This window comes from Aliihoeflea sp. PC F10.4 (assembly GCF_054612275.1).
The window spans coordinates 1,029,696-1,043,018 of record NZ_JBTSWH010000001.1 but is presented as its reverse complement, the minus strand read 5'-3'; the positions used below and the strand labels follow the sequence as shown (position 1 = coordinate 1,043,018).

Annotated in this window: 12 protein-coding genes; 5 read left to right on the top strand and 7 right to left on the bottom strand. The window is 61.4% G+C overall.

The features are described 5' to 3' along the window. Positions 1-3 precede the first annotated feature (3 nt). From ACX82Z_RS05205 to ACX82Z_RS05185, 5 genes are all read right to left on the bottom strand, one after another. A complete protein-coding gene (locus ACX82Z_RS05205) occupies positions 4-1,821 on the bottom strand; it encodes an IlvD/Edd family dehydratase (RefSeq protein WP_459586966.1) in 1,818 nt (605 codons plus the stop codon). A gap of 97 nt (positions 1,822-1,918) precedes the next feature. Next, positions 1,919-3,409 carry a tripartite tricarboxylate transporter permease gene (locus ACX82Z_RS05200; protein ID WP_459586964.1) on the bottom strand — a complete coding sequence of 497 codons (1,491 nt, stop codon included), beginning with the start codon at positions 3,407-3,409 and terminating at the stop codon, positions 1,919-1,921. Positions 3,410-3,419: 10 nt separating this feature from the next. After that, positions 3,420-3,893, bottom strand: coding sequence for a tripartite tricarboxylate transporter TctB family protein (locus ACX82Z_RS05195; protein WP_459586963.1), 474 nt, complete (start codon positions 3,891-3,893; stop codon positions 3,420-3,422). 69 nt (positions 3,894-3,962) lie between these two features. Then, positions 3,963-4,937, bottom strand: a complete 975-nt coding sequence (locus tag ACX82Z_RS05190; RefSeq protein ID WP_459586962.1) for a tripartite tricarboxylate transporter substrate binding protein — start codon at positions 4,935-4,937, stop codon at positions 3,963-3,965. Between the two features lie 142 nt (positions 4,938-5,079). After that, positions 5,080-6,090, bottom strand: a complete 1,011-nt coding sequence (locus tag ACX82Z_RS05185) for a LacI family DNA-binding transcriptional regulator (protein ID WP_459586960.1) — start codon at positions 6,088-6,090, stop codon at positions 5,080-5,082. 188 nt (positions 6,091-6,278) lie between these two features. Here ACX82Z_RS05185 and ACX82Z_RS05180 point away from each other — a divergent pair, with 188 nt between their 5' ends. The 5 genes from ACX82Z_RS05180 (at position 6,279) to ACX82Z_RS05160 (ending at position 11,493) form a co-directional block, all read left to right on the top strand. Continuing rightward, entirely contained in the window at positions 6,279-7,049 is a 771-nt protein-coding gene (locus tag ACX82Z_RS05180; RefSeq protein WP_459586958.1) for an SDR family oxidoreductase, read from the top strand. Between the two features lie 49 nt (positions 7,050-7,098). Continuing rightward, positions 7,099-8,163 carry an ABC transporter ATP-binding protein gene (locus ACX82Z_RS05175; RefSeq protein WP_459586956.1) on the top strand — a complete coding sequence of 355 codons (1,065 nt, stop codon included), beginning with the start codon at positions 7,099-7,101 and terminating at the stop codon, positions 8,161-8,163. A 66-nt stretch (positions 8,164-8,229) separates the two neighbouring features. Continuing rightward, positions 8,230-9,549 (top strand): ABC transporter substrate-binding protein, encoded by a 1,320-nt coding sequence (locus ACX82Z_RS05170; protein ID WP_459586954.1) that lies wholly within the window; start codon positions 8,230-8,232, stop codon positions 9,547-9,549. A gap of 134 nt (positions 9,550-9,683) precedes the next feature. Further along, positions 9,684-10,583, top strand: coding sequence for a carbohydrate ABC transporter permease (locus ACX82Z_RS05165; RefSeq protein ID WP_459911625.1), 900 nt, complete (start codon positions 9,684-9,686; stop codon positions 10,581-10,583). 10 nt (positions 10,584-10,593) lie between these two features. Further along, positions 10,594-11,493 (top strand): carbohydrate ABC transporter permease, encoded by a 900-nt coding sequence (locus ACX82Z_RS05160; protein ID WP_459586952.1) that lies wholly within the window; start codon positions 10,594-10,596, stop codon positions 11,491-11,493. A gap of 51 nt (positions 11,494-11,544) precedes the next feature. On the opposite strand, the gene ACX82Z_RS05155 is transcribed toward ACX82Z_RS05160, so the two are convergent. After that, positions 11,545-12,387, bottom strand: coding sequence for an ureidoglycolate lyase (locus ACX82Z_RS05155; RefSeq protein WP_459586951.1), 843 nt, complete (start codon positions 12,385-12,387; stop codon positions 11,545-11,547). Positions 12,388-12,414: 27 nt separating this feature from the next. Continuing rightward, complete coding sequence (locus ACX82Z_RS05150; protein WP_459586950.1) at positions 12,415-13,146, bottom strand: SDR family oxidoreductase; 732 nt, start codon at positions 13,144-13,146, stop codon at positions 12,415-12,417. Positions 13,147-13,323: the final 177 nt, after the last annotated feature.

Here is a 13,323-nt window from a genome sequence, read left to right as displayed (position 1 = left end):
CGTTCAATGATTGTCGCGCGGAACGAGCGGCATCTTGCCGTCGACACCGCCCTGAGCGAGCCGGCGGTAGGCGACGGCCGGTTCGAGCACCATGCCCGTTTCGAGCTGGGAAACAATACCGCGCTGGATTTCCTGCCATGGCGTCTGGTGAGCGGGAAACTCGTACCCGCCACGCGCCATCAATTCACGCCGCCGGTCGTCGAGTTCGCCGTCGTCAATAAGCATGTCGGCGGAACCGGCTTTCAGATCGATACGCACGCGGTCTCCGGTCTTGAGCAGCGCCAGCCCCCCGTTGAGCGCCGCTTCCGGCGACGCGTTAAGGATCGACGGCGAACCGGAGGTGCCCGATTGTCGCCCGTCGCCGATGCAGGGCAGCGAGTGAACACCCGCCTTGATGAGGTAGTCTGGTGCGCGCATGTTGACGACCTCGGCCGCGCCCGGATAGCCGATCGGCCCGGCCCCGCGCATGAAAAGGATGCAGTTCGCGTCGATCTTCAGCGCCGGATCGTCGATCCGGTGGTGATAGTCCTCCGGCCCATCGAAGACGATCGCCCTGCCCTCGAAAGCCATCGGCTGTTCGGGATCGGACAGATATCGCTCTCGAAACTCCTGCGAAATCACCGACATCTTCATGATTGCGCTGTCGAAGAGATTGCCGCGCAGGACACGGAACCCCGCATTCGTCTTCAAGGGCTTGTCGAACGGGCGGATGACATTCTCGTCCTCGATGGTCGCATCGCGGCAGTTTTCGCCGATAGTGCGCCCGTTCACGGTGATCGCGTCTTCAACGATCAAACCGTTGGCGATGAGTTGGGAGACGACCGCCGGCACGCCGCCCGCATGGTAATAGTCTTCGCCGAGATACTCGCCCGCCGGCTGTAGATTGACGAGCAGCGGCACGTGCTCGCCCTCCTTTTGCCAGTCATCGATCGACAGTTCGACGCCGACATGGCGCGCAAGCGCGTTGAGATGGATCGGCGCATTGGTCGAACCGCCGATAGCCGAATTGACGCGGATTGCGTTGACGAAGGCGTCACGGGTGAGAATGTCGGACGGTTTCAGGTCTTCCACGACCATTTCCACGATGCGTTTGCCGGTGCGATAGGCCATTTCCTGCCGATCGCGATAGGGCGCGGGAATGGCAGCGGAACCGGGAAGCTGCATGCCGAGCGCTTCGGCAAGACTGTTCATGGTGGTTGCCGTGCCCATCGTGTTGCAATAGCCGGTCGAAGGGGCCGAACTCGCCACCAGCTTGATGAAGCCGGCATAGTCGATCTCGCCTGCCGCCATCATCTCGCGGGCCTTCCAGACGATCGTGCCGGAGCCGGTGCGCTCGCCCCGGAACCAGCCATTGAGCATGGGACCGACCGACAAAGCGATGGCCGGAATGTTCACCGTGGCCGCGCCCATCAGCATGGCAGGTGTTGTCTTGTCACAGCCGATATTCAGGACGACGCCGTCGAGCGGATAGCCGTAAAGCACCTCCACCAAACCGAGATAGGCAAGGTTGCGATCAAGCGAGGCAGTCGGTCGCTTTCCAGTCTCCTGAATCGGGTGGACGGGAAACTCGATCGCTATCCCGCCCGCCTCGCGAATGCCCTCGCGAACGCGCTTGGTCAGTTCGAGATGATGGCGGTTGCATGGAGACAGGTCAGAGCCAGTCTGCGCGATCCCGATGATCGGCTTGCCGGACTGAAGTTCTTCCTGAGACAGGCCGTAATTCAAATAGCGTTCAAGATAGAGCGCCGTCATGTCGGGGTTCATCGGGTTGTCGAACCACGCGCGTGAGCGCAGCTTCCGGCCTTGATCATCCGTTGTCATAACCCCTCCCGATCTTCGTCATTATGACGACAGTAAATTTTTGGCAGCGCTGCCAATTCATACATATCGAGCATCTTTCGCACAAGGCCGTGGCTTTTCATGCGCGCACCGCGCCCCTGTTTCGAAAGGCCGAATAAAAAACCGACGCCCAGATCAAGACCAACAATGCAGCCAGAACTGCAGCGATCGGCCGGTCGACGAATGTCACCAACGCCCCGTCCGACTTGATCATCGTCGTGATGAAGTTGCGTTCGAGGATCGGCCCGATGACGATGCCCAAAATGCCGGGCGCGATCGGAATGTCGTTTTCTTCCATGAAGAAGCCGAGAATGCCGAAAGCAAGCATGATGATGATGCCGTAGACGGCGTTGTTCGATGCGAATGCACCCACGATGCAGAAGATCAGGATGATCGGCATCAGGATCGAGCGCGGTGTCTTCAAAAGGCCACGTGCGAGCTTAATGACCAGCCAGCCGAGCGGCACCATCAACAAATTGGCAAGGATGAAGATGAGGAAAACGGCGTAGATCATCTGCGGATTGAAGATGAACAGCGTCGGCCCCGGATTGAGTCCCTTGACGTAGAGAACGCCGATGACGATGGCCGTGATCGTGTCGCCCGGTATGCCGAAGACGAGCGCGGGTACCCAGGCGCTGGAAAGAGACGCGTTGTTGGACGACGTCGCCTCGACCACGCCCTCCAGATGGCCGGTGCCGTATTTCTCCGGTGTTTTCGAAAAACGTCGGCTGACCGCGTAGCTGACATAGGCGGCGACATCCGCGCCCGCCCCCGGCAGGATGCCGATCGCCGTGCCGGTGACGTTGCCGCGAAGCTGCTGACGCCAATAGGTGGAAATCATCCCGCCCCAGTTGCGGAAGATATTGCCCACCTTGACCTGCACATTGTCCCACGCGGGCGCGCCGGCCGCCACGGTGCGGAACACTTCGGAAATGGCGAAAAGGCCGATCATTGCCGGAATGAAATCGATGCCGGACATGAGGTCGGTCGAACCGAAGGTGAAGCGCGGGACACCTGCTGCATTGTTGAGCCCGACGGTGGAGACCAGAAGCCCGATTAGGAGGCTGATCATACCTTTGGTGGCGGATACGGAACCGATGAATGTCGCGCATGTCAGCCCGAGCATCGCCATCCAGAAATATTCCTGCGAGGAGAAGTTCAGCGCGAATTCGGCAAGCGTTGGCGCAGCGAAGATCAGGACGGCCGTGCCGAACAGCCCGCCAATGGCCGAGAAAAGAACACATGCGCCAAGAGCGGTTTCCGCCTCGCCTCGACGGGTCATCGCATAGGCTTCATTCGTATAGGCGGCCGATGCTGGCGTACCCGGCATTCTGAGCAAGGCTCCCGGAATGTCGCCGGCGAAGATCGCCATGGCCGCACATGTAACCATCGCACCGACTGCGGGGATCGGGTCCATGAAGAAGGTGAGCGGAACGAGAAGCGCGGTCGCCATCGTCGCCGTCAGACCCGGCACGGCACCGACAAGCAGGCCGAAAAGCGCGGCGCCCGTCACCGTCAGAAGAACCTGCCATGTGAAAACCAGTTCGAAAGCCTGGATGATCGGGTCCATACCAGAGCTCCTACCAGGGCAGCCTAGGCATCATGCCGAATGGAAGCGGCACGAGCAGCAGGCTCCTGAAAACATAATCGGTGACGAGCGTCGCGACGACGGCAAAGAAAATCGCCTTGCCCCACGATACGGACAACATGCGAAACATGACGATGAGGATCACGACCGACACCGGCACGAAGCCGACGCGGCGCGCCAGAAGCATGTAGGCGACGATGCAAAGGATCGTCACGCCCACTGCCACGAGCGCGCCAGGCTGGCGCGTCCATTCAGTCAAGGAGATCAGCGGCGTGCTGCCTGCCGCCCTGTAGCCTTGAACGAGAAGAACGAGCGCGCAACACACGAAACCGACCCCGATCAGAACAGGAAAAGCCGCAGCGCCATATTGTTGTCCCGGCACGGCCGGAAGCGTCCAGGCATAGGCGGTGACGGCGATGCCGAGGATGAACAGCGTCGCGCCGAGCATTGTTTCGCTAAATCGCATGAGCGCCTCCGGAATGTCGGATCGGGTTGCCTGCCGGCGACGAGCCGGCAGACAAAGGCGAAATCGCGCCTATCGCGCGAGGCCGACGGCTTCCATCGTCTGACCGAGAGAAGCATCGGCCTGCTCCATGAAAGTGCCGAACTCCTCGCCTCTCGCCCAGCGAACGCCGAATCCCTGCGCAGCCATGAAGTTTTTGTATTCGTCGCTGTTGTAGACCGCCTCCAGCGCCACGATCAGCCGCTCCGCTACATCGTCCGGCAGGCCTTCGGGACCGACGATCCCGCGCCATGCGCCGATCTGCCAGTCCGAACCGATGGATTCGGAAAGGGTCGGCACATCGGGAAAGAGTTCGGCGCGCTCCTGACCCATGAGACCGAGCGATTTCACGCGCCCCGCCTCGATCAGGCCGCGAGCTTCGACAAGTGAGCAAGGAACGATGCTGACCCCGCCCGCCATCAGATCCTGAAGGCCCGCCGCAGCGCCCTCGCTCGGCACCCACGGCACCTTCGTCGGATCGATCCCGCGATCGTTGAGAAGGCCGGCGATCGCCAGATGCCAGATGCCGCCCTGCCCCGTGCCCGACGCGCGGAACGTTCCGGGCGGTGAACTGTCGATCGCTTCGAGAAGGCTTTCGAGAGAGTCGTATTCGGAATTCGCCAGAACCTGAACGCCGGCAGCGTCCTCATTCATCAGCGCGAGCGGCGTATAGTTCGCATAGGTCAGTTCGGTAAGACCCTGCCAATGCATCATCCCGATTTCGACCGTGGCGATGCCGATCGTGTAGCCGTCAGGCTCGGCCTCCGCGATGGCCGAATGGCCGACTACGCCGGAGCCGCCGGTGCGATTGACCACGCTGACCGATTGTCCGAGTTCTCGTTCAAGGCCGGAGCCGATGATACGCGCTGTAGCGTCGGTGCCGCCGCCAGCGCCCCATGGCACGACCAGCGTCAGCGGCCTGTCGGGATATTGCGCGGCTGCGTGCGGCACGCTCCAAACCGAAGCGGCAAGCGCGGCGCTCAATGCGAGTACGATTCTTCCGGTCATCTGCATTCTCCTCCCTTTGATGATGATGTTTGCCTCCCGGTCACGATGCCTCCTCGCATCAGGCCCGGTGTCATTTGCTCTATCTCTTTGTTTTTACGTAATTCCAGACGCAAAATCGCTCCGCACTTTTGCTGGAATTGCTCTAAGTCGTCGCCCCCTTCACCAGTTCGAACGGCAGGTCGATGACCTGCGGATCGCCGTCTTCCATAACCATGCGTGCGCCGATTTCGCCGATTTCGGTACGTGGCGTACGCAACGTCGTCAGCGGCTGCGGCGCGAAACGGCCAATGTCGAGACCGTTGTATCCCATGATGGCAAGCTGCGAGGGCACGGCTATGCCTTTCGCAAAACAGTGGAACAGCCCGCCGACTGCGAAATCATCATTGGAAAAATAGACCGCATCTAGCGTGGGGTTGCGCGCCAGCATCCGCTCCAGCGCGGCACGACCGACCTCCGTGGAAGACGTACGACCGATGAGTTCGGTTTCCACCGGCTGTAGCCCCGCCTCTGCCAGAATCTGACTAAAACCTTCGAAACGCTTTCTGGCGCGCGGGTCGAACGAGAACTGGGGACCGACATAGCCGATCCGCCGGTAGCCGCGCTCAAGCAGATGCCGCGCACTGACCATGCCGGCCTCGCGTTGCGAGAAACCGACCACGACGTCGATGCCCTCGCCGTCCGTATCGAGAAGTTCGGCAACGCGCACGCCGCTGTTCTTCAGCATCGCGCGGGTACGATCCGTATGTTCGAGCCCCGCAACGAGAAACGCAGCCGGCCGCCACGCCAGCATCGCCTGAATGACCTTCTGCTCCTGATCGATATCGTAATCGGTAACGGCGATCACGGTCTGATAGCCGATCGGATTGAGCGCCACCGCTGCACCGCTCAACAGGTCGGGAAAAACGATGTTGTGCAGCGAGGGAATAACGATGCCGACTAGATTCGATCCGGAAGACGCGAGCGTTCCCGCGATCCTGTTCGGCACATAGCCCAGCTCATCGACCGCTTTCATGACGCGGTCGCGCGTCGCTTTCGAGAAAGAGCCGTGATTGCGCAGAACACGCGAAATCGTGCTCATGCCAAGCCCGACCGCCGCGCTGACATCGCGCAGCGTGACCTCGTTTCGGTGCTTGTGATCGTCTTCCTGGCTCATGTGAATGGCATCCTGCCACAGTGTTTCCGAACGCCTACCACATTTTTGGCAGCGCTGCCAAATATTGCTTGCCAGCCTTTTGACGATGCGTTACCCGTTTGACGTGGGCAGCTCCTTACGAGCGCAACTGCACGGCTAAATTGTCTCTGGGAGGAGAACGATGACACCGGAAAACAGGCTTTTGCCGCATGGCTGAAAGTGCGGGCGGAAAAGCGTCTGTCGCACTCGTCACAGGCGGCGGCACCGGCGTCGGACTGGCGATTGCACGCGCGCTCACCGAGGCCGGCTGGCAGGTTGTGATTACCGGTCGCCGCGCCGAAGTGCTCGAGCGCGCCGCATCCGACATCAGTGGAAGCGGGCCAGCCGTCGCGTCTATCACTGCCGACGCCTCCGACCCGGAGTCAGTCAAGCATCTGTTCGACGAAATCGTGAAGCGTTTCGGCAGGCTGGATTTGCTCGTGAACAATGCGGGGATCAACGCGCCTCCCCTGCCCCTCGAAGAGGTTCCCTTTGCCGACTGGAATGCCGTCGTGGCATCCAATCTCACCTCGGCGTTTCTCTGCACGCAGCACGCGGTAAAGCTTTTCAAGACGCAGGAGCCGAAGGGCGGTCGCATCATCAACAACGGCTCAATCTCGGCGACGACGCCCCGCCCAAACTCCGCACCTTATGCGGCCACCAAGCACGCCATCACAGGTCTGACCAAGGCGACGTCGCTGGAAGGGCGTGCTCACAACATCGCCTGCGGCCAGATCGATATCGGCAATGCGGCGAGCGAAATGACGCAGACAATTTCGAAAGGCGTGTTGCAGGCCGATGGCAGCATCGCGGCCGAAGCGACGATGGACCCGCGCCATGTGGGCGAAGCGGTCGTCTACATGGCCGGATTGCCGCTTGAAACGAACGTACTGACCCTCACCGTCATGGCGAACGCGATGCCGTTCGTTGGGCGAGGATAACGCGCGCGCAAAGTAAGGCGGCGCGGACGGACATTCAGGGAGGATTCCAATGGCGTCAGTCGAGATCGACGACGTACGAAAGTCTTTCGGGAACCATCCCGTCATCAAGGGTGTAAGCGTCGGCATCGAAGATGGCGAGTTCGTCATTCTCGTGGGACCGTCGGGCTGCGGCAAGTCGACCCTGCTGCGCATGCTGGCCGGTCTCGAACACATCAGTTCCGGCGAAATCCGCATCGGTAACCGCGTCGTCAACGACCTGCCGCCGAAAGAACGCGACATCGCGATGGTGTTCCAGAACTATGCGCTTTATCCGCACATGACGGTCGCCGACAACATGTCGTTCTCGCTGATGCTTGCCGGCGTACCGAAGGCGCAGATCCAGGAGCGCGTGAAGCCAGCGGCGGAGATTCTCGGCCTGTCGAACCTTCTTGAACGCTATCCGCGCCAGCTTTCGGGCGGTCAGCGCCAGCGCGTCGCGATGGGACGCGCCATCGTTCGCGATCCGCAGGTCTTCCTTTTCGACGAACCGCTCTCCAATCTCGACGCCAAGCTGCGCGTCTCGATGCGCACCGAGATCAAGAACCTTCATCAAAGGCTGACCACCACCACGGTCTATGTCACCCACGACCAGATCGAGGCGATGACGATGGCCGACAAGATCGTCGTCATGAATGACGGCATCGTCGAGCAGATCGGCGCGCCGCTCGATCTTTACGACAATCCCGCCAATCTTTTCGTGGCCGGCTTCATCGGCTCGCCCGCCATGAACATGCTGAACGGGCGGCTGAATGAGGCCGATCCCTCGCAATTCGTCACAAGCGACGGCGTGGTCCTGCCTGCTCCGCAAGGCATCGCGGCCGGGCGCGGCAAGGACCTCGTCTACGGCATCCGGCCGGAGGGCATGGCGCTCGGCGGTTCGATCGAACTGAAGATCCAAGTGATCGAGCCAACCGGATCGGAAAGCCAGGTCGTCGCGCTTTTAGGGACGACGCCAGTCACCTGCGTTTTCCGGGAGCGCGTCCTGTCGCAGCCGGGCGAAACGCTGAGCGTATCGATCGATCCTGGCGCAGCACATCTCTTTGACTCAGCGTCGGGGATGAGACTTACGGACTGAAAGGCGAAGAGGCGGGCGCTGAAGGTTGGAGGACCCGAAACGTCCAGAAAAATGGGAGGAAACGACATGAGAATGAACCGCAGACAGATCATGACGGGTGCCGCCGGTCTCGTCGGCACGGCGGCTTTCGGCAAGCTGGCGATGCCCAGACGTGCATTCGCGCAAAATGGCGTCCCCACCTATACGCCTGAAGAAGGCGCGCAATTGAGGCTCTTGCGCTGGGTCCCGTTCGTTCCCGCCGAGGAAGAAGCCTGGAACGCCAACACGCAAGCTTTTACCGAGGCGACCGGCGTTCAGGTCCGCATCGAGCAGGAAAGCTGGGAAGACGTGCGCCCGAAGGCCGCCGTCGCCGCCAATATCGGTTCCGGTCCCGATCTGGTCATGGGCTGGTTCGACGACGCGCACCAATATCCCGACAAGCTGATCGACGTAACGGAACTTGGAAATGCGCTCGGCGAAGCCCATGGCGGCTGGTATCCGGGGCTCGAAGGTTACGGCCGGCGCGGCGACCAGTTCATCGCTCTGCCGCTTTGCACGATCGGCAATGCGATCTGCTATCGTGCCAGCCAGGTCGAGGCAGCCGGGTTCTCGGAATTCCCGAACGACACGGCGGGTTTCCTTGAACTTTGCACCGCGCTTCAGGCGAACGGCACGCCGGCCGGCTTCCCGCACGGCAAGGCAGTGGGCGACGGCAACAACTATGCGCACTGGCTGCTCTGGAGCCATGGCGGCCGGGCCGTGGACGAGGACGGCGCGGTGGCGATCGACAGCCCCGAAACGCTTGCTGCCATCGAATACGCGCAGGCGCTCTATGCGACCTTCATTCCCGGCACGGAAAGCTGGCTCGACATCAACAACAACCGTGCTTTCCTCGCCGGCCAGTGCTCGCTCGTCGCAAACGGCGTTTCGCTCTATTACGCCGCGCGTAACGATCCGGCGATGCAGGAGATCGCAGACGACATCCGCACCACCACCATGCCGATCGGGCCGGTGGGCGAACCGGTCGAACTCCACCAGACGTCGACGCTGTCGATCTTCAACCACACGCCCTACCCCGAGGCGGCAAAGGCCTATCTCGCCTTCATGTACGAGGCGGACAGGATGAACGCGTGGATCGAGGGGGCCAGCGCCTATTGCTGCCAGCCTCTGCGCGAATACGAGTCGAACCCGGTCTGGACCGCTTCGCCCATCCACGAGCCCTATTCGAAGGCATCGGCAAGCCTTCGGCCGAACGGCTGGCCGGGCCCGCTCGGCACCGCGTCCGCAGCGACGATGGCCGATTACGTCCTCGTCGACATGTTCGCCGAGGCGGTCACCGGCCAGCGCTCTCCGCAGGAAGCCATCGCAAACGCGGAAAGGCGGATCAGCCGCTACTACCGCACCTGATGCGTGATGCCGGGTTCTTCGGGACCCGGCAGTTTCACCGCCCGTGATGGGCCAAGCGATCCAGAAACGGAGATCGGCCAGCAATGTCCACAACCATGGAAGGCGGCAAGGCGACACCTCGGCCCAGCACATCGATGCTGATGCGGCTGACGGAGAGCCGCAATGGCCTTGGCCTTATCTTCATGCTGCCGGCGGCTGCGTTTCTGCTTTGCTTCCTGACCTACCCGCTCGGTCTGGGCGTCTGGCTCGGCTTCACCGACACCTCGATCGGCCGGCCGGGCGTCTTCATCGGGCTGGAGAACTATCAGTGGCTGTGGGAAGATTCCGTTTTCTGGATGTCGGTCTTCAACACGCTTCTCTACACCTTCGTCGCTTCGGTGCTGAAATTCGTGCTCGGCCTGTGGCTGGCGCTGGTGCTGAACGAGCACCTGCCGTTCAAGAATTTCTTTCGCGCAATCATCCTCTTGCCGTGGGTCGTTCCCACGGTGCTTTCGGCGCTCGCATTCTGGTGGATCTTCGATTCCCAGTTTTCGATCATCTCCTTCGTCCTGATGGAGTGGGGCTGGATCGACCAGCCGATCAACTTCCTCGGCGATCCGAACAACGCGCGCGCATCGGTCATCGCGGCCAATGTCTGGCGCGGGATTCCCTTCGTCGCGATCTGCCTTCTGGCCGGCCTTCAGACGATCCCGCAATCACTGCATGAGGCGGCGGCGCTCGATGGTGCGAAGTCTTGGCAGCGGTTCCGCTATGTGACGCTTCCGCTTCTAACGCCGATCATCGCTGTCGTGATGACGTTTTCCGTGCTCTTCACCTTCACCGACTTCCAGTTGATCTACGTGCTGACGCGTGGCGGGCCAGTCAACGCGACCCATCTGATGGCAACCTTGTCCTTCCAGCGCGCAATACCGGGCGGCCAGCTTGGCGAAGGCGCGGCCATCGCGGTCGCGATGATCCCCTTCCTGCTCGGCGCGATCCTGTTCAGCTTCTTTGGCCTGCAACGCCGCAAATGGCAGCAGGGCGGCGCGGATTGAGGACGACCAGATGACCGATCAAGCCATCACCACAGCCCAGCCCGCCCAGGACGATATCGTCGGCATGCGCCAGTACGACACGCTGATGCGCCGCATTATCGTGATCTACCTGCCGCTCGCCGTCTTCGTCTTCGTGCTGCTCTTTCCGTTCTATTGGATGGCCGTCACGGCGGTGAAGCCGAACCACCAATTGACCAATTACCGCGAGTACAGCCCGTTCTGGGTCGTCGGGCCGACGCTCGACCACATCCATTATCTTCTGTTCCGAACCTCCTATCCGGGCTGGCTGTGGAACACGATGATCGTGTCGGTCTTCTCGACCATCCTGTCGCTGGCCGCATCCGTATTCGCCGCCTACGCCATCGAGCGCATCCGATTCACCGGCGCGCGCGTCACGGGATTGCTGATCTTCCTCGCCTACCTCGTGCCGCCATCGATCCTGTTTATCCCCCTCGCCTTCATGGTGTTTCAGGTCGGCATCTATGATTCGCGGCTGGCGCTAATCCTGACCTATCCGACCTTCCTCATCCCGTTCTGCACCTGGCTGTTGATGGGTTATTTCCGGTCGATCCCGTTCGAACTGGAAGAAAGCGCGCTGGTCGACGGCGCAAGCCGTTGGCAGATTCTCACGAAGATCGTGCTGCCGCTGGCGATTCCCGGCCTGATATCGGCGGGTATCTTCGCTTTCACGCTGTCGTGGAACGAATTCATCTACGCGCTGACCTTCATCTCCTCATCGGAAAACAAGACCGTACCGGTCGGCGTGTTGACTGAACTCGTACGAGGCGACGTCTATGAATGGGGGGCGCTGATGTCGGGCGCGCTCATCGGCTCGCTGCCCGTTGTCATTCTCTACTCGTTCTTCGTCGACTATTACGTCTCGTCGATGACGGGAGCAGTGAAGGAATAGAAAAGGCCGGCGCTGCTAGGCACCGGCCCTTCCACTGTTCATAAGGCGTCGTCAGTCGGCGGTTGTAACCTGCGTCTGCTCGCCGAGCCCTTCAATGCCGAGACGGATCGTCTGGCCGGCCTTCAGATAGACCGGCGGCTTCTGACCCATACCGACGCCCGGCGGCGTACCGGTGGCGATGATGTCGCCGGGGTGAAGGCTCATGAACTGCGACAGGTACGAGACGAGATAGGCGACGCCGTAGACCATCGTCTTCGTCGAACCGTCCTGATAACGGTGCCCGTCGACATCGAGCCACATGCCGAGCGCCTGCGGGTCGGCGATCTCGTCAGCCGTCACCATCCATGGCCCGATCGGCCCGAACGTGTCGCAGCACTTGCCCTTGTCCCACGTGCCGTGGCGTTCGAGTTGATACTCGCGCTCCGACACGTCGTTGACGACGCAATAACCCGCGACATGCGAGAGAGCGTCGGCTTCCGACACGTATTTCGCGGGTTTGCCGATGACGATGCCAAGCTCGACTTCCCAATCCGTTTTCTTGGAGCCGCGCGGGATGCGAACGGTGTCGTTGGGGCCGATGATCGCCGAGGTCGGCTTCATGAACATGATCGGTTCGGGCGGCACCGTCGCGCCGCTTTCGGCGGCATGGTCGGCATAGTTCAACCCGATGCAGATGAATTTGCCGACATTACCGACGCAGGGACCGATCCGTGGGTCGCCTTCGACGAGCGGAAGGCTGGAGGGATCGATTTCAGCCAGCTTGCCGAGCCCTGCGGGCGTCAGCACGTCGCCAGAGATGTCATCGACCTTGCCGGACAGATCGCGAATGCGCCCGTCCCCGTCCAGAACACCGGGCTTTTCCATGCCCGCTTCGCCATACCGCAATAGTTTCATGAAATGGTCCTCTCCCTTGAAAAACGGTCAGATGGCCCAGCCACCATCGATCAGATGGATGGCGCCCGTCGTGTAGGTCGCGCCAGCGAGATACACGACCAGATCGGCGATCTCGTCGGCTTCGCCGATACGTCCGATCGGCTGGCGCGCGACAAAGGCGGTGCGTGCGGCCTCGTAGTCTCCCTGCGCGCGCAGCCGGTCGTGCAGGGATGGGCTGTCGACCGTACCCGGGCAGATCGCGTTGCAGCGGATACCCTGCGCGACATAGTCAGCCGCGACCGATTTCGTCAGGCCAATCACCGCCGCTTTCGACGCGCTGTAAAGGCAGCGATTGGGCACGCCCTTCACGCTCGATGCGACGGAAGCCATGTTGATGATGCAGCCATCCTTGCGCTCGAGCATGCCCGGCAGCACCGCCTTTATCATATGCATCTGCGCCTTGACGTTCAGCGCGAAGGCGAAATCGAACTCCTCGTCGGTCGCATCCAGAACCGTGCCGGACTGGACGACGCCCGCGCAGTTGAACAGGATGTCGACCTGCCCGAGTTCGGCGACGAACGACTGGATTGCGGCCGGATCGAGCACGTCGAGATTGCGGGTGACGATTCCTTCGGTCCCATCCAGCTCGCGCAATTTGTCGGTGTTGATATCGGTCGCGATGACCTTCGCGCCCGCCTTTGCAAGCGCAACGGCGCTCGCGTTGCCGATACCCTGCGCCGCAGCAGTAATCAGCGCCGTCTTCCCGGCCAGATCATGCATGATTGTCCTCCTTGATCGCGTAGCCATCCTGGCGGCTCGAACGACCAAACCTGCCGCTCCGCGCGCTTCTCCCTGATCTCGGATAGCATCACGCGCCCCGGAATAGAACCGAAAAATGGCAGCGCTGCCAACGCTACCATCAACACCGCGCGACGCGGCGTGAACGCCCGGTCGTAC

What these genes read in the sequence shown, in the direction of transcription:
- ACX82Z_RS05170 (WP_459586954.1), top strand. Translation starts at nt 8,230, where the DNA reads ATGAGAATGAACCGCAGACAGATCATGACGGGTGCCGCCGGTCTCGTC.
- ACX82Z_RS05195 (WP_459586963.1), bottom strand. Translation starts at nt 3,893, where the DNA reads ATGCGATTTAGCGAAACAATGCTCGGCGCGACGCTGTTCATCCTCGGC.
- ACX82Z_RS05175 (WP_459586956.1), top strand. Translation starts at nt 7,099, where the DNA reads ATGGCGTCAGTCGAGATCGACGACGTACGAAAGTCTTTCGGGAACCAT.
- ACX82Z_RS05180 (WP_459586958.1), top strand. Translation starts at nt 6,279, where the DNA reads ATGGCTGAAAGTGCGGGCGGAAAAGCGTCTGTCGCACTCGTCACAGGC.
- ACX82Z_RS05160 (WP_459586952.1), top strand. Translation starts at nt 10,594, where the DNA reads ATGACCGATCAAGCCATCACCACAGCCCAGCCCGCCCAGGACGATATC.
- ACX82Z_RS05190 (WP_459586962.1), bottom strand. Translation starts at nt 4,937, where the DNA reads ATGACCGGAAGAATCGTACTCGCATTGAGCGCCGCGCTTGCCGCTTCG.
- ACX82Z_RS05165 (WP_459911625.1), top strand. Translation starts at nt 9,684, where the DNA reads ATGCTGATGCGGCTGACGGAGAGCCGCAATGGCCTTGGCCTTATCTTC.
- ACX82Z_RS05150 (WP_459586950.1), bottom strand. Translation starts at nt 13,146, where the DNA reads ATGCATGATCTGGCCGGGAAGACGGCGCTGATTACTGCTGCGGCGCAG.
- ACX82Z_RS05185 (WP_459586960.1), bottom strand. Translation starts at nt 6,090, where the DNA reads ATGAGCCAGGAAGACGATCACAAGCACCGAAACGAGGTCACGCTGCGC.
- ACX82Z_RS05200 (WP_459586964.1), bottom strand. Translation starts at nt 3,409, where the DNA reads ATGGACCCGATCATCCAGGCTTTCGAACTGGTTTTCACATGGCAGGTT.
- ACX82Z_RS05205 (WP_459586966.1), bottom strand. Translation starts at nt 1,821, where the DNA reads ATGACAACGGATGATCAAGGCCGGAAGCTGCGCTCACGCGCGTGGTTC.
- ACX82Z_RS05155 (WP_459586951.1), bottom strand. Translation starts at nt 12,387, where the DNA reads ATGAAACTATTGCGGTATGGCGAAGCGGGCATGGAAAAGCCCGGTGTT.